This window comes from Rhodococcoides corynebacterioides NBRC 14404, assembly GCF_001894765.1.
Lineage (GTDB): Bacteria > Actinomycetota > Actinomycetes > Mycobacteriales > Mycobacteriaceae > Rhodococcoides > Rhodococcoides corynebacterioides.
In genome coordinates, this window is the sequence record NZ_BCWV01000003.1 from 259,586 (window position 1) to 281,414 (window position 21,829).

Below are 21,829 nucleotides of genomic sequence, written 5' to 3' on the forward strand. Positions count from 1 at the left end.
GCGGACCCCGACCCGCGAGCCGACGACGGCGCCCGCTCGGGAGACGACGCGCGTCGCGGACAGCGAGTTGCCGCCGAGCTCGAAGAAGCTCTCGTCGACGCTCACCCGGTCGAGGCCGAGGACGTCCTCGAAGACACCCGCCAGCGCACGCTCCAGATCGGTGGTGGGAGCGCGGTATTCGGTCCGGGTGGTGACGAACTCGGGCTCCGGCAGCGCGCGCCGATCCAGCTTGCCGATCGGGGTCAGCGGGATCTCGTCGAGCACGATCACCGCGGACGGAACCATGTGCGCCGGGAGGTGGTCGGCCACCACGGCCGTCATGTCCTCGGGCTCGATCACGGCACCGGGCGCGGGCAGCACGTAGGCGGCCAGGGCGGTGTCGCCGTCGGGGCCGGGAGCGCCGACGGTGACGGCGAACTCGACGCGGTCGTCCGCGGAGAGCACCGCGTCGATCTCACCGAGCTCCACGCGGAAGCCGCGCACCTTCACCTGGAAGTCGCTGCGGCCCACGTACTCCACCGAGTCGGCGGGCACGTCGTGGCGGCCGCTCCACCGCACCACGTCGCCGGTGCGGTACATCCGCGAGCCGGGTTCGCCGTACGGGTTGGCGACGAAGCGCTCCGCGGTGACGCCGGGACGCTCGTGGTACCCACGAGCCAGCCCCGGACCGGTGAGGTAGAGATCGCCGCGCACGCCCCGGGGCACCGGCCGGAGCCGGGCGTCGAGGATCAGCGCCGACACTCCGCGGAGCGGCGATCCGATGGTGACGGTGTCACCGTGTGCGAGGGCCGGGGTGATGGTGACGATCACCGTGGTCTCGGTGGGGCCGTACGCGTTCCGGAGTTTCCCGGACCATCGGGTGGCCAGCTCGGGCGGGCACACGTCGCCGCCCACGACCACCGACCGCACGGTGTCCAGTCCGGTCGGGTCGACCGTCATCAGCGCCGTCGGGGTCATGACCACGTTGGTCACCGACTCCCGCGCGATCAGGGCCGCCAGCTCGTCGCCGCCGAAGACGTCGTTCGGGGCCACCACGAGCGTCGCGCCGGCCGTGAAACAGGCGAGCAACTCACCGACGGAGGTGTCGAAGCTCGGCGACGCCACGTGCAGGAACCGCGAGTCCGTCGAGACGTCGTAGTGCTCTCGGACGTCGGTCGCGAGGTTGGCCAGACCGCCGTGCGTGACGACGACGCCCTTCGGCTTGCCCGTCGACCCGGACGTGTAGATCAGGTAGGCCGGATGCTCGTGCCGCAGTACGGCCGTGCGGTCGGTGTCCGTGACGGGGGCCGTGTTCGCTCCCGTGGCGCCGTCCCCGATTGCCGTGAGCGCGGCGGTGAGGTCCACCGTCGCGACGTCGGACGGAACCACCCCGGCGTGCTCGGGCGTGGTGAGGGCGAGCACCGCGCCCGAATCGCGCAGCATCTCCTCGATGCGCTCGGCGGGGTACTCGGGGTTCACCGGCAGATAGGCAGCGCCGGTCTTGGCCACCGCCCAGATGCCCAGGATGGACTCCAGCGAGCGGGTCGCGACCAGCGCGACGAACGTCTCCGGCCCGACACCGGACTCGATCAGCCTGCGCGCCAACACGGTCGACGTGTCGTCGAGTTCGCGGTAGGTCAGCGTCGTCCCGCGGAAGGTCACCGCGTCCGCCGACGGATCGATCGCGGCGCCGGCGGTCAACAGCTCCGCCAGCGTGCGAGTGGGCACACCCTCCGCGCCGCGCACCGGCGCCAGGGTGCGGCGCTCGTCGGCATCGAGGATCTCGATGTCGCCCACCACCGCAGTGGGATCGGCCGTCACCGTCGTGAGGATCCGCCGGAACCGGTCGGCGAACGAGGCCACCGTGCGCTCGTCGAACAGGTCGGTGGCGTAGTCGAACGACGCCTCGAGACCGGCGGGGCGACCGTCGGCGTCGACGTTCTCCCCGAGGGAGAGCTGCAGATCGAACTTGGCCGCCTCGAGCGACGTCTCGATCGGCGCGATGCCCAGGCCGGGCAGCGCGAAGTCGGGACGCTCGGTGTTGTTGAACGCCAGCGCCACCTGGAACAGCGGCTGGTGCGCGGTCGACCGCGGCACCTTCAGCACCTCGACCAGCCGCTCGAACGGGATGTCCGCGTTGCCGAAGGCCGACAGATCCGTCTCGCGCACCTGCGCCAGCAGATCGACGAATCGGATGTCCGCGTCGACGTGCGCCCGCAGCACCAGGGTGTTGACGAACATGCCCACGAGCGGGTCGAGCTCCGCGTCGCCGCGACCGGCGACCGGCGTGCCGACGGCGACGTCGTCGCTGCCGGAGAGGCGTTCGAGCAGCACGGACAGGGCCGCGTGGACCACCATGAACAGCGAGACGTCGTGTGCGCGAGCGATGTCCGCCAACGCCGCGTGCGTGTCGGCGTCGACGGTGAACCCGTGCGTGGCTCCGCGCAACGACTGCACCGCCGGCCGCGGGCGGTCCGTGGGCAGGTCGATCGCCTCGGGCAGGCCGTCGAGCGCGCGGCGCCAGTGGTCGATCTGCTGCGCCGCCACCGAGGCCGGATCGGACTCGTCACCGAGAACCCGGCGCTGCCAGATCGCGAAGTCCGCGTACTGCACGGCCAGCGGGGTCCACTGCGGCGCCTGCCCCTCGACGCGAGCGAGGTAGGCGGTGAAGACGTCCGTGAACAGCGGCGTCATCGACGCACCGTCCGCGCTGATGTGGTGCGCGACGAGCATGAGGACGTGCTCGCCGTTCTCGCCGTTCTCGCCGTTCTCGCTGTCCCGGTTGCTGTCCCCGTTGCCCGCCAGGGCGAAGAGCGCGACCCGCAGCGGCACCGACTCGGTGACGTCGAATCCGGTGAGCGCCATCTCCCGCATGCGAGCGATCAAGGCGCTCTCGTCGGCCACCGTCTCCACTGCGAGCTCGGGAGCGACCTCGTCGGTCGGGCGGATCACCTGGTGGGGCCCGTCACCGGCATCGGGGAACACGGTGCGCAACGACTCGTGTCGGTCGAGCACGTCGCGCAGCGCCGCCCGCATGGCGGCGACGTCGAGCGCTCCGGTCACGCGCACGGCGAGCGGGAGGTTGTACGCGGGCGACTCGGGGTCGAAGCGGTTGATGAACCACATCCTCTGCTGCGCGAGCGACAGCGGGATCGTCTCCCCGCGGTCCTGCGGTTCGAGGACCGGGCGGGCGCCGGTGTGGTCGCGGCCGCCGATCAACTCGGCCACCTCGGCCACGGTCGGGTGATCGAAGACCTCCCGCACGGTCAGCGCGACGCCGAGGGACGCCGACACGCGCGCCGCGACGCGGGTGGCGCCGAGCGAGGTGCCGCCGATCTCGAAGAACGAGTCCAGCGCGCCGACGCGCTCGGCTCCGGTCACCTCGGCGAAGACCGTGGCGACCGCGCGCTCGGTCTCGGTACGCGGCTCGACGTACTCGGCCGTCGACACGCCGAACTCCGGCTGCGGCAGGGCCCGACGGTCGAGCTTGCCGTTGGCGGTCACCGGCAGGGCGTCCAGGAGCAGGACGACGTCCGGAACCATGTACTCGGGCAACCGGTCCGCGAGTGCGGCCGTCAATTCGGCGGGGTCGAGCGCCGCGCCCGCAGCGGGCACGACGTACGCGACCAGGTGCTGATCGCCCGCGGCGTCGATCACCAGCGCGACCGACTCGGACACCCCGTCCAGATCGGTCAGCGCGGTCTCGATCTCGGGCAGCTCGATGCGCAGACCGCGCAGCTTCACCTGGAAGTCGGTGCGCCCGAGGTAGTCCAGTTCCCCGTCGGGGCGGCGACGGACGAGGTCGCCGGTGCGGTACATCCGCGCGCCGGCGTCCTGCGGGTCGGCGACGAAGCGGTCGGCGGTCAGGTCGGGGCGTCCGACGTAGCACCGCGCCAGCTGGACACCGGTCAGGTACAGCTCACCGGCGACGTTCGGCGGAACGGGCCGCAGCCGCTGATCCAGCACGCGCACATCGGTGTTCGCCACGGGTCGACCGATGGGCACGCTGTCCACGTCGGTCGGGACGTACCGGTGGTACGTGACGTCGACGGCGGCCTCGGTGGGGCCGTACAGATTGTGCAGCCCCGCGTCGGTCAGTCCGGCGAGCCGGGCCGCGGTGGCGGGCGGGAGCGCCTCGCCGCTGGCGAAGACCAGGCGGAGGGTCCGCAGGGACTCCGGGTCGGCGGCGGCGACGAACACCGACAGCATCGACGGCACGAAGTGCAGGGTGGTCACGCCCTCCGCGGCGATCAGCCGCGTGAGGTACGCCGGATCGCGGTGACCGCCCGGCTCGGCGACCACCAGGCGGGCACCGATCTGCAGGGCCCAGAAGAACTCCCACACCGACACGTCGAACGTGGCGGGGGTCTTCTGCAGCACCACGTCCGACTCGCTGAGCCGGTACTCGTCCTGCATCCACACGAGGCGGTTGACGATCGAGCGGTGCGACACCGCGACACCCTTGGGGCGACCGGTGGAGCCGGAGGTGTAGATGACGTAGGCGGTGTGGTCCGGTCGCAGCGGTGCGCGACGGTCGGCGTCGGTGAGCGGGGCGGTGTCGCGGGCCGAGACGTCGAGCGTGGTGAGGTCCAGCAGCGGGACGTCCGAGACCTCGTCGGGCAGCGAGAATCCGCTGCCGGCGGTGGTCAGTACCAGCGCCGGACGGGCACTGCCCACGACGTAGGCGATGCGGTCCGCCGGGTGCTCGAGGTCGAGCGGCACGTAGGCACCGCCCGCGGCGACCACCGCGTACATGCCGACGAGCAACTCGACGGAGCGCGGGAGGGCCAGCGCCACATGGACGTCCGGCCCGACGCCGCGGCCGACGAGCTCGCGGGCGAGGGCGAACACCCGCGCGCCGAACTCGGCGTAGGACAGAGTCGTCCCCTCGACCGTCAGCGCGGGCGCGTCGGGCGACGTGGTGAGCCGGTCGACGAACATCGAGGCGAGGGTGGCGTCGGAGGCCGCCCCCTCACCGGCGGCCGAGGACTCCGCGATCGCCGACGCCAGCATGGTCGAGAAGCGGTCGGCGAAGCCCTCCGCCGCCGCCCCGTCGAGGATTCCGGGCAGCAGGGTCGACAGCGCGACGGTCACCGCCGCCTCCGGACCCACGCCGACAGCGGCGAGGGTCACGGCCAGTTCGGCCGACTTCTGCTGCAGCGCACCGTAGGTGACGTCGGACCCGTTGTGCGAGATCGCGACGCCGTCGGGGTTGACCCGCGCGGCCCGCTCCAGCAGCTCCGCGAGCGAGAGCCCCTCCAGCTCGGCCAGGGCCGACCCCAGCGCCGGAGCGGCCGGCGCCGCGACCGCCACCGTGCCGCGCTCGGCGTCGGTGAGGATGTCGATGTCGCCGACGACCACGCGACGGTCGGCAATGACGGCGCGCAGGACCGCCAGGAACCGCTCCGCGAACGTCTCGATCGAGTCGTGGTCGAGGATGTCGGTGGCGTAGGTGAAGTGGGCGGTGATGCCGGCGGGAGCGCCGTCGTCGCCGAACTCCTCGTGCAGCGCCAGGCCCAGGTCGTACTTCGCGTCGCGCAGACCGCCGTCGACCGCCTGCACCGTCAGCGCGGGCAGTTCGACCGACGGGTACTCGACGTTCTGGAACGTCAGCAGCACCTGCACCAACGGCGAGAAGGACTTCGACCGTGTCGGCGCGAGCAGCTCCACCACCCGCTCGAACGGCAGGTCCGCGTGCGAGAACGCCCCGAGATCGGTCTCCTTGGTCGCGGCGAGCACGCGCTCGAACTCCGCGTCGGAATCCACCCGGGTCCGCAGCGCGAGCGTGTTGACGAACATGCCGACGAGTCCGTCGAGCGCTTCCTCGCCGCGTCCGGCGGTGGGCGTCGCCACGGCGACGTCGTCGGTCCCGGACAGCCGGGACAGCAGCACGGCGAAGGCCGCGTGCATCACCATGAACAGCGTCGTGTCGGTCTCGCGCGCGAGATCGGTGAGCGCGGACTGGATCTCGGCGGGAATCGTCGTCTCGACGGCGCCGCCCTCGATGGACCGCACCGACGGGCGCGGCCGGTCGAGCGGGAACTCCAGCAGGTCCGGCAGACCCGCCAGGTTCTCGCGCCAGTAGCGCGCCTGATCGGCGGCGGGGGACTCGGGGTCCTCCTCGACACCGAGGACCGCGCGCTGCCACAGCGCGAAGTCGGCGTACTGCACGGGCAACGGCGACCAGTCCGGCTCGGCGCCCGACACCCGAGCGGCGTACGCGCGCACCAGATCCGCAGCGAGCGGGGCCATCGACGACCCGTCCGCGCTGATGTGATGGACGACCAGCAGGAGCACGTGCTCGGCCGCGTCCCCGATCCGGAACAGGTGCACCCGCACCGGCGGTGCGGCCGTCACGTCGAACCCGGCGCTCGCCGCGGCGACGATGCGCCCGTGCAGATCCTGGTCGTCCGAGACGATCTCGGCGTCGAGGTCGACGTGTGCCGCCACCTCGTCGACGTCGAGCACCACCTGCGACGGGCCGTCCACCGAGTCGGGGAAGCGCGTCCGCAGGGACTCGTGGCGGGCCAGCACGTCGGTCAGCGCCGCGCGCAACGCGTCGACGTCGAGGTCGCCGGTGAGGCGCAGGCCGAGCGGGATGTTGTAGACCGCGGACTCGGGGTCGAGCCGGTTGACGAACCACATGCGCTGCTGCGCCAGCGAGAGCGGCACGCGATCCGGCCGCGGCCGGGCCACGAGCGGCGGTCGCCCACCGCTGCCGGCCGCGTCGCCGAGTCGGCGGGCCAGCCCGGCGACGGTGGGATTCTCGAAGATCTCGCGCACACCCAGTCGGGCCCCGACGGCGGAGTTGAGGCGCGCGATCACGCGCGTCGCCCCCAGGGAGTTGCCGCCGATCTCGAAGAAGGAGTCGTCGGCCCCGACGTGATCCACGCCGAGGATCTCGGCGAAGACCTCCGCGACGGTGTGCTCGATCGCGGTGGCGGGCAGACGCCCCTCCGCCGCGTGCTCGAAGTACTCCGGCTCGGGCAGCGCGCGGGTGTCGAGCTTGCCCACCGGCGTCAGCGGCACCTCGTCGATCACCATGATCGACGACGGGACCATGTACGACGTCAGGAAGGACGCGGCGTGCGCGGCGAGGCCGTGCGGATCGGGCGTCGCGCCGGGTGCGGCGGTGACGTACGCGACCAGCACGGTGTCACCCGACGGCGCGGTGCGCCCGACGGTGACGGCGAACGCCACGTCGTCGTGCGCGGTGAGGACGGCGTCGATCTCACCGAGTTCGATGCGGAAACCGCGCACCTTGACCTGGGTGTCCGAGCGGCCGACGTAGGCGGCCTGCAGTCCCTCCGGACCCTGGACCCACCGCACCACGTCGCCGGTGCGGTACATCCGCGAGCCGGTCGACGACGACGGGTCGGCGACGTAGCGCGACGCCGTGAGACCGCGTCGGGCGTGGTAGCCGCGGGTCACGCCGGGGCCGATCAGGTAGAGCTCACCTGCGACACCGACCGGGACGGGTCGCAGTCGCTGGTCGAGCACGAGCGCCGAGACGCCGTCGATGGTGCGCCCGATGACGACGGGCCGATCGGGGGTCAGCGCGGCGGTGTTGGCGATGACCGTGGTCTCGGTGGGGCCGTAGCCGTTGACGAGGTGTCGACCGGGCGCCCAGGTGGCCACGACGTCGCGCGAGACGGCCTCGCCGCCGGCGATCACCCACTGGAACTCGTCCAGACCCGTCGGGTCGAGGGACGACAGGACGGTCGGGGTGAGGAACGAGTGCGTCACCCGGTGCCGGATCAGGAACTCCCGCAGCTCTTCTCCGCCGTAGACGTCCGACGGCGCGATCGCCATCGTCGCGCCCGCGCCGAGCATGAGCAGCAGCTCCAGGATCGAGGCGTCGAAGCTCGGCGACGCGAAGTGCAGCACGCGCGAGGCCGACGTGACCTCGAAGCGCTCGCGCTGGAACACCGCGAGGTTCGCCAGACCGGTGTGGGTCACCACGACGCCCTTGGGCAGACCGGTGGTGCCGGAGGTGTAGATGACGTACGCGGCCGCGTCCATGCGGACGGGTCCGAGTCGGTCGGCGTCGGTCAGCGGGGCGGTCGACGCGGCGACGACGTCGGCCGGATCGTCCTGTCCCCCGGTCGAACCCGTGCCGAGCACCACCCAGTCGACGCCGTCGACGGTCGGCAGATCGGCCAGACGATCCGCGGTCGTCAGACCGAGGTGGGATTCGGAATCGGTGAGCATGTGCTCGATGCGGTCCGCGGGGTGGTTCGGGTCGACGGGCACGAACGCGCCGCCGGCACGGGTCACCGCCCACTCGGCCAGCAGGGACTCGTAGGACCGCCGGATGGCCACGGCCACCCGCACCTCCGGCCCGACGCCGCGCGCGATCAGAGCGCGGGCGAGGCGGCTCGAGCGTGCGTCGAGCTCGGCGTAGGTGACCTCCTGCACGACGCCGTCGGCGGTCGACGTCACCACGGCGACCCCGTCGGGATTGCGCCGGACGGCCTCGTCCATCAGGTCGACCAGGGTGGTGGTCGCCACGGCCGGATCCGCGGCGGCGGGCGCGCGGAACGGGTACAGCTCCGCGGTCTCCGCGGGGTCGAGGATCTCCAGATCACCGATCGCCGTGGCGGTCTCGGCGGTCCCGGTCCCGGTCCCGGCCGTGTCGGCGGTCACGAAGCCGCGGAGCACGGCGAGCAGACGACGCTGCATCGAGGCGACGGTGTCGGCGTCGAGAATGTCGGTGGCGTACCCGAGGTAGCCGCCGATGCCGGCCGGGGCGCCGGACTCGTCGATCCGCTCGGAGAACTCGAACGCCAGGTCGAACTTGGCGAACTCGACGTCGACCGCGCCCGGGGTCACCGACAGACCGGGCAGCTCGATGGTCGGCTGCGCGTCCGAGTGGTAGGACACGATGGTCTGGAACAGCGGCGAGTGCGCGGTGGTGCGCGACGGCTGCAGCGCCTCGACCAACGACTCGAACGGAATCTCGCTGTGCGCGAAGGCCGCCAGATCGGCGTCGCGCACCGCCGCGAGAACCTCCGCCACGGTCATGTCCTGCTCGACCGGGGTTCGTAGGGCGAGCGTGTTGACGAACATGCCCACGATGGACTCGAGGGCCGGCTCACCGCGGCCGGCCACCGGGGTGCCGACGACGATGTCGTCTCCCCCGCCGAGACGGGACAACAGCACCGCGACGGCGGCGTGCATCACCATGAACCGGGAGACGCCGTGGCGGCGCGCCAGACGGGCGAGCTCCGCGTGCAGATCGGGCTCGATCTCCCAGTGCAGCGCGGCGCCGACGCCGGTGCGGGTGGTCGTCCGCGGGCGATCGAGGGGCAGCTCGCCCACCTCGGGAATGCCCGCGAGCGCCGTGGTCCAGTAGTCGGTCTGCTTCGCCCACAACGAGTCCGGATCGTCCGGAGACCCGAGCAGTTCACGCTGCCACGTCGCGTAGTCGACGTAGGCGATCTCGAGCGGGGTCGCGTAGTGGTCCCGGCCCTCACGACGCGCGGTGTAGAACTCCACCAGATCTGTCACCAGCGGCAGCAACGAGGCGCCGTCGGAGGCGATGTGGTGCGCGACGAACACCAGCAGGTGCTCGGTCGGCGACGTGCGGACGATGCGGGCTCGAACCGGGATCTCGGTGGTGACGTCGAAGGGCTGCGACGCGAACGCGGTCACCGCGGCCTGTGCGTCGGCCCCGTCCGTATCGACCGCATCGACCGCATCGACCGCATCGACCGCGACCACATCCACGTCGAGGTGGACCTCGTCCATCGGCAGAATGCGCTGCACCGGACCGTGTCCGGTGTCCGGGAAGACCGTGCGCAGCGCTTCCTGACGCGTCACCACGTCGCGCAGGGCTCCCCGCAGCGCCTCGGTGTCCAACTCACCGGTCAGGCCGAGCGTGAGCGGAATGTTGTAGCCGACCGACTCCGGATCGAACCGGTTGATGATCCACATCCGCTGCTGCGCGAGCGAGAGCGGCAGCGGCGCGGGATCGCCGTCGGCGGTGGTGCGCGGCACCGGCACCAGCGGCGGGCGGGGCGCCGCACCGCGGGACGCCTCGGCGGCGGACGCGAGGGTGCGCACCGTCGGGGACTCGAAGATGTCCGGCATCGTGACGGCCACGCCCAGTGCCGAATTGAGGCGCGCGACCACGCGGGTCGCCACCAACGAGTCGCCGCCGAGCTCGAAGAACGAGTCGGTCGCGCTCACCCGCGGGAGGTGCAGCACCTCGGCGAACACACCGGCCACGATCTCCTCGGTGGGAGTCTGCGGCGCGACGTACTCTCCGGAGCCGGTGTCGCCGATGCTCACCGTCGGCAGCGCCTTGCGGTCCAGCTTGCCGCTGGCGTTCAGCGGCAGCGCGTCGAGTACCGCGGCCGCGACCGGAACCATGTAGTCCGGCAACGACGACCGCACCGAGCCGAGCACCTCGGCCGGGTCCACCTCGGCGCCGGCCGCGGGCACCAGGTGCGCGACCAGTCGGTCCACCGGGCCGCCGTCGGGAGTCGCCTCCGACTGGACGACGACGACGGCCTGAGCGACGTCGTCGCGGGCCGTGAGCGCCGCCTCGATCTCGCCGAGTTCGACGCGCAGACCGCGGATCTTGACCTGGAAGTCCGAGCGGCCCACGAAGAGCACGTCCCCGTTCGGCTGCACCCGCACGAGGTCACCCGTGCGGTAGAGCCGGGTGCCGTCCGCTCCGGCGACGAAGCGGGTGGACGTCTGCCCCCGCAGCCCGCCGTACCCGCGACCGACCGCGATGCCGCCGATGTAGAGCTCGCCGACGACCCCACGGGGCACCCGACGCAGTCGGGTGTCGAGCACCCGGTACTCCACGCCGTCGATCGGCGCGCCGATGGGCACCCGCGAGGCGTCGAGGGGCTCGCCCGTGGTGGACATGACGAAGGCCGAGGTGACGTCGGACGCCTCGGTGGGTCCGTACGAGTTGATCAGCCGCACATCGGTGTTCATCAGCGTGCGGTAGACCGCCGGACGGATGGGCTCGCCGCCGAGCACGACGGCGCCGAGTCGGGTCAGCGTCGCGTCGGTGTCGGAGTCGACGAGGGCCTCGAACGCACTGGGCGCCAGGTTGATCGCGTCGATGCGCTCCCCCGCGGCGTCGGCCGCGGCCATGGCGCCGAGGATCACCGCGGGGTCGAATCCCTCGTCCACCAGATGCACGACGCCACCGCTGGTCAGCGGTCCCCACACGTTCTTCTGCGTCAGGTCGAAGCGCGGTGAGGAGACCACCAGCGTCGTCGATCCCTCACCGAGACCGAGGAATTCGCGGTACCAGGCGTAGGTGTTGACGACGCCGGCCATCGGCACCAGCGTCGGCTTCGGGCGGCCGGTGGACCCGGACGTCGTGATGACGTAGGCCAGCGCGGCGTCCGCGCCCGGCGTGGTCCACGGGTCCGGCAGCGGGCTCGCGTCCCCGTCCTGCTCGGCCGTGGCCACGTCGATCACCGGCAGGTCGAGGTCGGTCGCGAACGACGACCCGGCTGCTCCGCCCTCGGTCACGATCGCCACGGCGTTCACGTCGGCGAGAACCGACGCGGTGCGGTCCGCGGGCGCGGCGGGATCGACGGGCAGATACGCGGCGCCGGCCTTCCAGCAGGCGAGCATCGCGGTCACCCACGAGATCGAGCGCGGCAGCACCAGTGCCACCACGGTGTCGAGCCCGGCACCGGAGTCGCGGAGGATTCGAGCGAGGCGCGTCGCACGGCGATCGAGTTCGGCGCGGGACACGGTGACCTCGCCGTGGCGCAGGGCAGGCGCGGCCCCGTCGGCCTCGACCGACCGCGCCCAGAGCGTGAGCAGCGTGTCCGCGTCGCGCGCTGCGGTCGGCTCGGCGGTCTCGGGGGTCACGGCCGGGGCGGGGGCCGTGGCCTCGACCGTCTCGGGAATCTCGATGTCGCCCACCAGTGCGTGCGCGTCGGCGACCACCTGATCGAGCACCCGACCGAAGGCGTCCGTGCCGTCGGCGTTCGGCGGCGCCGCCATCAGCGTGGGCAGCAGGCCGGTGAGCACCACGGACGCGATCGCATCGGGGCCCATGCCTCGCGCGGACATCGGGCCGGACAGCATCTGCAGCCGCTCGTGGAACTGCGCGTACGTCACGTCCATACCGTCGAACGACGCCGCGATCCCCGACGGGTCGACCTCGGCGGCCGCTGCGAGGAGCGCGGGGAGATCGCGCACCGTCATCCGGCGAGGGGGCAGAGCAGACGGCACAGAGGGCCTTTCGGGCTGGTCGAGAACGCCGTCGTGCGCGGACCCGTCGAGGTCGATGTCCCCCGCCACCGACGTCGGGTCCGCGGCGACCGCGGTGAGCACGTGCAGGAACCACGACACGAACGTCTCGATCGTCGCGCGATCGAACAGGTCCGTGGCGTAGGTGAAGCGGCCGTCCAACCGGGTGCGGCCGTCGTCGGTCGCCGTGGGCTCCAGCGCGACGAGCAGGTCGAACTTGGCGCCGTCGGCGAGCTCGGTCAGCACCGACACCGTGAGGTCGGGCAACTCGAACTGCACCGGCGCGTTGTTCTGGAAGGAGAGCATGGTCTGGAAGAGCGGCGTGAACGCGGTCGACCGCGGCACGTTCAGCTCCCGGACCAGCGTCTCGAACGGGATGTCCGCGTGCGCGAACGCGTCGAGGTCGGCATCGCGCGTGCGCCGCAGCAACTCGGCGAACGTGGCCGAGGGATCGACGGCCGAGCGCAGCACGACCGTGTTGACGAACATGCCGACGAGGTCCTCCGCCGGTCCGGCGGTTCGGCCGGCGACGGGCGTGCCCACGGTGATGTCCTCGCTCCCGGTCGCGCGGGCGAGCAGCACCGCGAGGGCGGTGTGGACCGCCATGAAGAGCGAGCCCTGCGCGTCCTTCGCGGCGCCGTCGAGCGCCTCGACGACGTCGGCCGGGATCGAGACGGGCACGAAATCGCCGTTCGTGGTCCGCCGTGCCGGACGCGGCCGGTCGGTCGGGAGCTCGAGCACTTCCGGCGCACCGGCGAGGGTGCGGCGCCAGAATTCGAGCTGGCGCCCGGCCGGTGACGTCGGATCGTCGGGCTCGCCGAGGACTCGGCGCTGCCAGAGTGCGACGTCGGCGTACTGCACCGGCAGGGGCTCCCACCCGGGCTCCACGCCGTCCGCTCGGGCGGTGTAGGCGACCATCACGTCGCGGGCGAGCGCGGCCATGGACGCACCGTCCGCGGCGATGTGGTGGACCACCACGACGAGCACGTGGTCGGCGGGCCCGGCCTGGAACAGACGAGCACGGACCGGCGGTGCCGCCGCCACGTCGAAGCCGGTCGACACGAAGTCGACGACGGCCTCGAGCAACTGCTTCTCGACGCCGGTGTCGCCGCCCAGCAGAGCCACCGGAGTCAGATCGACGGTCACCTCGGACGCGGGTCGGACGTCCTGGTGGGGTCCACTGTCGTCCGTCTCGGGATAGCGAGTGCGCAGCACCTCGTGCCGCTCGATCACGTCCGCCACGGCGGCCTGCAGCGCATCGGTGTTCACCGATCCGGTGAGACGGACGGGCAACACGATGTTGTACGCGGGCGACGACGGGTCGAATCGGTTGAGCAGCCACATCGACTGCTGCGCGGGCGACAGCGGCACGTGGTCCGGACGCGGGCCGGCGGTGAGAGCCGGGAGATCGGTCACGGCCGCGTCGTCCGCCGTCGCGGCACCGACCACCGCGGCGAGACCGGCGACGGTGGGGTTCTCGAACACGTCGCGCACGCCCACGCGTCGTCCGGCGCCGAGCGCATTGACCCGCGCGACCAGCTTGGTCGCGACCAACGAGTTGCCGCCGACGTCGAAGAAGGAGTCGTGCACGCCGACGGACGGCAGGCCGAGGACGTCCGAGAAGACCTCGGCGAGAGCACGTTCGACGTCGGTACCGGGTCCGTCGTCGCCGGTGGAGGTGAACTGCGGAGCGGGCAGGGCCCGGCGGTCCAGCTTGCCGGCCGGAGTCAACGGCACCGAGTCGAGCACGACGACGGCGCCCGGCACCATGTGCGCGGGCAACGTGGCCGCGGTGTGCGTCCTGATCGTCTCGGCCGCGTCGTCGTCCGACGCCAGCGGCGATCCGGCTCGCGGCAGCACGTAGGTGACCAGGGTCGTGGCCCCGGACGGCAGGGGCACGCCGAGGGTGACGGCGAACTCGACGTCGTCGTGGCCGCCGACGGCGGCGTCGATCTCGCCCAGCTCGACGCGGAAACCGCGGATCTTCACCTGGAAGTCGCTGCGCCCCAGGTACTCCACGGCCCACTCGCCGCGGTCCTCGACCCACCGCGCGACGTCGCCGGTGCGGTACATGCGGGCGCCGGGAACGGTGCCGGACGGGTCCGCCACGTAGCGCTCGGAGGTGAGGCTCCGACGCTCGTGGTACCCGCGAGTGACCGACGGGCCCGACAGGTAGAGCTCACCCGGCACGCCGGGACCCACCGGCCGCAGCCGCGCGTCGAGGATCGAGGCGCGCATGCCGCGAATCGGCGGACCGATCACGACGCGGCGGTCGGCGGTGAGCTCGGTGGTGTTGGACAGGATCGTGGTCTCGGTCGGCCCGTAGCCGTTGAACATGCGTCGCCCCGGGGCCCAGCGCCGGACCAGATCGTCCGGCACGGCCTCGCCGCCCACGACGACCCGATCGAAATGCGGTGCGGCAGCGGGGTCCACGGTCGCGAGCGCGGCCGGCGTGACGAAGCCGTGCGTCACCTCGTGACGACGCAGGAACGCCTCGAGCTCCTCACCGCCGTACACGTCGGCAGGGACGACCACCAGCGTCGCGGCGGCGCCCGTCGCGAGCAGAAGCTCGAGCACCGACGCGTCGAAGCTCGGCGAGGCGAACGCCATGACCCGCGACTGCGGCCCGGCCTCGAACGTGTCGGTCACCTCGGCGGTGAAGTCGACCAGTCCCCGGTGGATCGCCGCGACGCCCTTCGGCGCCCCCGTCGTGCCGGAGGTGTAGATCATGTAGGCCATCGAGTCCGGGCTCGGCGCCCCGGCGAGCTCGCCGGCCTCGACCGGGGTGTCCCGATGGGCCGCGAGCAATTCGCGGGCCCGCGCGTCGTCGATGCGGAGCCACTCGACGTCGTCCGGGAGCGGCTCGGCGAGCACCGCGTCGGTGCCGACCGAGGTCAGGCCCAGCACCGCGGCGGAGTCGATGACCATGTGGCGCACGCGCTCGGCCGGGTAGCGGGGATCGACCGGCAGGTACGCCGCGCCGCTCTTGACCACGGCCCAGAGAGCGACGAAGTACGCCACGGACCGCGGAATGGCCAGCGCCACCACCGTTTCGGTGGTCGCACCGCGTGCGAGCAGTTCCCGCGCGAGCGCCGACGATCGCCGGTCGAGCTCGGCGTAGGTGATGGAGTCGTCGTCGGTGACCACCGCGTCGCCGTCCGGACGGCGGCGCACCGCGTCGGCGAACAGGTCACCGAGCAGGCGCGGCTCGAGGGACGGCGCCCCGCGCACGGCGCTGACCTGGTTCAGCCGCTCCGCGGGCAGCGCCTCGATGTCGTCCACCCGGCGGGCGGTGTCCTCGCCGACCGCGGCGAGAACGCCGAGGAAGCCGTCCATGATGTCGCGGACCTCGTCGGCGCCGATGCGACCCGGCAGGTACTTCGCGATCAGACGCAGATCCGGATCGGCGACGGCGATGACGGTCAGCGGGTAGTGAGTGGCATCGCCGGACTCGACCCCGAGCACGCGCAACCCGTCGAAATCCGCTTCGCGCGTGAGCGCTTCGCGGTCGAGCGGGTAGGACTCGTACACCATGAGCGTGTCGAACAGGGGGCCCACGCCCACGCTCTGCTGGATGTCGGTCAGGCCGACGTAGTGGTGGTCGAGCAACGACGTCTGCTCGCGCTGCAGCCGCTCCAGCAGCGAGCCGACGTCGTCACCGCGCTGCAGACGGACCCGGACGGGCAACGTGTTGATGAACAGGCCCAGCATCGACTCGATACCCGGAACCTGCGGGGGGCGGCCGGAGACGGTGGTACCGAAGACCACGTCGTCGCGACCCGTGTTGCGCGACAGCACGATTCCCCACGACGCCTGCAGGACGGTGTTCAGGGTGACACCGCGATCGCGGGCGAAGGAGTGGAGCCGCTCGCTCACCTCCGCGGGCACCGGCACGACGTGGTCGGCCGGCACCGCATCGGCGGCGGCCTCGGTGGCGGGGCTCGCGGCCGGCACCAGCGCCGTCGGCTCCTCGACACCCTCGAGCGCCCCCGCCCAGGCGGCGAGCGACGCCCGATCGTCGCGCGCCGCCAGCCAGGCCAGGTAGTCACGGTAGGGGCGCACCCGCGGCAGCGACGCCGGGTCGCGAGAGACGTAGAGCGACAACAGGTCCTGCACCACGATGGGCAACGACCAGCCGTCGAGCAGGATGTGATGGTTGGTCATCGCGAAGACGTGGCGGTCCGGCCCGGTGCGGATCAGCAGGAACCGCAGCAGCGGGGGCGCGGTCATGTCGAAGCGCGCCGTGCGCTCGGCGAGCACCGCCTCGCGGGCAGCGGTCTCCACGTCCGCGGCCGTGAGGTCCGGATCGGCGGTGAGGTCGCGATGCGTCCACGGCGCCACCGCGGAGTCGACCACGACCTGCAGGGCGGTGCCCTCGTCGTCGACCACGAAGCCGGCACGGAGATTCGGGTGCCGCGCGACCAGACCGTCGGCGGCCGCGTGCAGACGCTCGGCGTCGAGACGTCCGCCCAACTCCAGCACGATCTGCGTGGAGTAGACGTCGAGGTGATCGCCGGCGAGCGCCGAGTGGAACAGCAGACCCGCCTGCAGCGGAGCCAGCGGCCAGATGTCCTCCAGACCCGGGTAGGTGGTCTCGAGCGACTCGATGACGGACTGGCCGACTCGCACCAGGTCGACGTCCGACGGGGTCAGACCGCCGGCGTCCGGCTCGGCCGAATGGGTGGCCAGGGCACCCAGAGCCTCGGACCACACCAGGGCGAGATCCTCGATCTCGGTCCGCGAGAACAGCGTCGACGGGTACTCGAACGTGGTTCGCAGGGTGGGACCGTGCTCGCCGTCCACCACCATCGCGGTGACGTCGATCTCGACCTGCACGGGGACGTCGTCGCCGCGGAGGCCGTTCAGCGCCGCGTGCCGGGCGTCCGGGAACCATCCGCCGGCGCGGATCTCCTCGGGCACGTCGGCGGTACCGACGCGGCCCAGGTAGTTGAAACCGACGGACGGAACCGGAGCATCGGCGTCGATCACCGGCTCGGGGCCGTGACGCAGCAGTCCGTAGCCGACGCCGCGGTCGGGCACGTCGGACAGCTGCTCCTTGACGGCCTTGATCGCCGTGCCGGCCGCACCGCCACCCGACAGTGCGTCGGCGAGGTCGACGTCGGTGACGTCCAGGCGCACCGGATACATCGTGGTGAACCAGCCGACCGTCCGCGAGAGGTCCGCGCCCGGCACCAACTCCTCCTCGCGGCCGTGGCCCTCGAGGTTGACCGCGAACGAGCGTGCCGAATTGCCGCGCCGACGTTCCCACTGCCCGACCGCGAGCGCGAGCGCCGTCAGCAGACCGTCGTTGACGCCGCCGCGGAACGTCGTCGGGACCGTGGTGAGCATCGCGTACGTCACCGGGTACGGCGACGTCACGTCGATCCGGTCGAGCGACGCCACCGTGTCCACGGCAGGATCGAGCGGACGCGAGGCGAAGAGCTCCTGCTCGGCACCGAGCGCGGTGCGCCAGTGCGGCAGCTGCGCCTGCACGGTCTCGCTCGTCGCACGCTCGCGCAACGCGTGCGCCCAGCGTCGGAACGACGTTCCGCTCGGCTGCAGCGCCACCGGTTCGCCCGCCGACGACTGGGCCCACGCCGTCGCCAGGTCGGGCAGCAGGATTCGCCAGGACACACCGTCGACCACGAGGTGGTGCAGCACGATCAGCAGGCGGTCGCGGTCGTCCGAACGGGACTCGGGATCGGAACCGGACTCGAGCCACACGAAGGCGGCGGTGCGACCCGCAGCGGGGTCGAGTCGGCTCAGCGCCTCGCGGGAGATCTCGCCGAGCGCGGCGTCGAAGTCGGCGGTGCCGATGCGCGGCGTGAGGATCCGATGCTCGAGCAGGGACTCCACCGGCACCGCGTCACCGGCGGGCGGCACCGTCAGCGACCAGCCGTCGTCGGTCCGCTCCAGCCGCGCGCGCAGAGCGTCGTGATGCGCCACGACCGCGGCGATCGTGTCGACGACCCGGGCCTCGTCGGCCCCGGTCCGGTCGAGACCGGGCGGGAGATCGACCACGATCGACTGCGCGAACGACGCCGTGAGCGCCGGATCCGCCGCCATCCACGCGATGATCGGGGTGAGCGGGACCGATCCCACTCCGCCACCGGGCAATTCGTCCAGCACCGGCGTCTCGGCCGCCTCGGACACGACCTCGGCCAACCGCGCCACGGTCTTGGCCTCGAACACGTCTCGCGGCGTGATCTGCAGACCGGCGGCCTTCGCTCGGGCGACCAGCTGGATGGACATGATGCTGTCGCCGCCGAGGGCGAAGAACGAATCGTCGACACCCACCCGTGCGACACCCAGGACGTCGGCGACGAGGGCGGCGATCTGCTGCTCGACCGGCGTGGTGGGAGCACGGAAGGAGGCGCCGGCGTCGCGGAAGACCGGCTCCGGCAGCTGCCGCCGGTCGAGCTTGCCGCTCGAGTTGAGGGGCATGGAGTCGATGACGGTGATCGCATCCGGAACCATGTACGCGGGCAACATGTCCGCGACCACGTCGGCGAGGGCTGCGGGGTCGACGGTGCGCCCGGAGGCCGGCACCACGTACGCCACCAGGCGCTGACCGAGGTCACCGTGATGGACCACGACGACGGCCTCACGAACGGCGTCGTCCTGCAGCAGCGTGGCCTCGATCTCGCCCAACTCGATCCGCTGACCGCGCACCTTGACCTGGAAGTCCGTGCGGCCCAGGTAGTCCAGCTCGCCGTCCGGGTTCCACCGCACCAGATCGCCCGTGCGGTACATCCGCTCGCCGGTGGTCGAGAACGGGTCGGCGACGAAGCGATCGGCCGTCAGATCGGGCCGGTCGGCGTAGCCACGCGCGAGCTGACGCCCGGCGAGATACAGCTCGCCGGCCGCGCCGATCGGCCGCGGGCGCAGCAGGTGGTCGAGGACGTAGGCCCGTGCGTTGCGGACCGGCGATCCGATCGGCACCGAGATGCGGGGCACCGACGACACCGACGCCGCCGTCGCGTGCACGGTGAACTCGGTGGGGCCGTAGAGATTGTGGATGGCGTCGATCGATCCGAATCGGCTCCAGGCCTCCACGAGCCGGGGGGCGAACGCCTCACCGGCCACCAGCACCGCGCGCAGCGAGGAGCATCGTCCGGGCTCGATCTGCTCGACGAACAGGGTCAGCATCGACGGGACGAACGACGTGGCGGTGACCCCCGTGCGTTCGATGACGTCGGCGAGGTACGCGGGATCGCGGTGGCCGTCGGGGCGGGCGATCACCAGCGTCGCGCCGCGGCTGGGCGCGAACAGCTCCCAGACCGACACGTCGAAGGTGACGGGGGTCTTCTGCAGCACCACCTGGCGTTCGGTGGCCGACCCGTAGGTGTCGAACACCCAGTCGACCTGGTTGGTGATCGACTCGTGTGCGACGGACACGCCCTTGGGCCGACCGGTCGAACCCGAGGTGTAGATGATGTACGCGGTGGTGGTCGGGTGGATCGCGCCGCGACGTTCCGCATCGGTGACCGGATCGGACGACAGACCGGACAGCTCGAGCCGGTCGACCTCGAGCACGTCGACGTCCACGCTGTCGGCCGGGGCCTCGTGGTCCGGAACGGTGAACCCGTCGGCGGACGTGGTGAGCACGCACAGCGGGTCGGCCGTGCGCAGGACGTAATCGGTACGGGCCGGCGGGTGGTCCGGGTCCAGCGGCACGTAGGCGCCGCCCGCCTCGAGCACCGCGTGGATGGCGACGAGCATGTCCAGCGATCGGCGCATCGCGACGGCCACGCGCACCTCGGGACCGACCCCGAGGTCGATCAGGTGTCGCGCGAGCCGCGCCACGGCCCCGCCGAACTCCGCGAACGTCAGCTGCGTGCCCTCGAAGTCGAGAGCCACGGCGTCCGGGGTCTCCCCGATGCGCGCCCACAGACGGTCGATCACGGTGCCCGGCTCGACCGTGTCGGCGGTGTCGTTGAAGCGCTCGAGGGTCAGGCGCCGCTCCTCGTCGTCGGCGAGCGGCAGGTCGGCGACCGCCCGCCCGGAGTCCGAGGACACGAACGACTCGAAGAAGCGGAAGAAGCGGGCGTGCTGACGGGCGAGATCGTCCGCCGAGTAGAGGTCGGGGTTGGCCTCGAAGTCGATGTTGGTCGACGACCCGGCGACACCTGCGTAGATGTTCACCGCGAGGTCCTCGACGGGGCCGGTGGTGAGCACGTGCAGACGGCCCGTGGCCTCGCCGAGCTGGATCACCGGGTGGAACAACATGATGTTGACCGACGGGCCGAACAGCCCGCGATCACCGTTGCCCCGACCGAGGTCGCGGCGCATGTCCTCGTGCCGGTAGCGCTGACGACGCAGCGCCCCGGTGAGCTCGAGCTGGGTGTCCCGCACCAGCTCCGCGACGGTCACCGAGCGGGTGACCGACAGCCGCAGCGGGACGATGTTGGACGTCATGCCGCCGGAGTTGCGCAGCTGCGCCGTGGTGCGGGCCGACACCGGCAGGCTGAGCACGACGTCCTCGGTGTCGGTCATCCGCGCCAGGTAGGCGGCGAACGCCGCGACGACGAGCGGCGCCTGCGCGGTCTGCAGCGCGTCGACGGCCGCGTCCGCGGCCTCGCTCAACGCCGGCGGGAGCGCCGCCGAAACGATGCGGGCGTGACTGCCGACCGGAGCCGTGCGGCCCGCGAGCGACACCGGGGCGGGCAGGTCGGCGGTCCGGGTCAGCCAGTACTCCCGGTCCTTCTCGAAGCGCGTCGAGTCGCGGTACTTGGCCTCGTCCTCGAAGACCGTCTCGACGTCCAGCGCCTTGGCGGGCGGGATCTCCTCCCCCGCGGCCATGGCGGTGTAGATCTCCGCGATGCGCGTGATCATGGCCATCGCGCCGTAGCCGTCGAGCGCCACGTGGTGGATGCGCGAGAACCAGAACCAGCGGTGCTCGTCCAGGCGGAGCAGCCACAGCGCGACCAGTCGCGAGTTCAGCAGGTCGACGGGGGCGCTGTACTCGCGCCGCATCCAGTCCATCGCCGCAGCGGCCGGGTCGGTCTCGCCACGGAAGTCCCGGAGCCGAATGGTGTCGTCGATGGAACGGTCGACCATCTGATACGGCATGCCGTCGACGTCGAGAATGCGGAGGTATCCGGAGCCGAACTCCTTGCCGGCCATGACGGACGCCGCCGTGAGCATGTCGAGGTCCAGGTCGCCGTCGACCTCGATGTACTGCGCGATGGTGACCGGAACGTCGCCCAGCGCCTGTTGCGCGAACCACATCCCACGCTGCGCCGCGGACAGCGGGAAGGCGCCGTCCGGGACACGGTCGGAGCCGGCTGCGTTCCCAGCGCTCAAGTCTTGCACCATCCTCAAAGATCGTCGACGATCGCCGGTCCGACGCACCGTGTTTCTCGGTACCCGAAATCCGACCCGGTCATGCGCACACCGAAGGGCGCACACGACTCGAACTGCAACATGGTCACATCGTTCCGTGGTCGAGTGCCGTTACCGCGAGCGGCGGCTTCCCGCGCCCGCGTGGGCCGATGGTTCCTCCTCGTGTTCGTCGTCGACACCGTCATCATCGTCCGTCCGGTCGCCTGCTCTCCGGCGACGCGCCGGTCGCGTCGGCCGAGCGAGGACCCCCCGCGAGTTCGGTCGACGCACC

1 protein-coding gene (only partly in view) is annotated in these 21,829 nt (G+C 72.0%); it reads right to left on the reverse strand.

Annotated features, from left to right (window positions below; all coding sequences use genetic code 11):
- Window positions 1-21,519, reverse strand: partial view of a non-ribosomal peptide synthase/polyketide synthase gene (locus RC2_RS06560; protein WP_245811005.1) — the 5' portion only. Its footprint begins 12,627 nt before the window's first position; the window shows 21,519 of its 34,146 coding nt (coding positions 1-21,519); it begins with the start codon at window positions 21,517-21,519; its stop codon lies off the left edge, out of view.
- Window positions 21,520-21,829 lie beyond the last annotated feature (310 nt).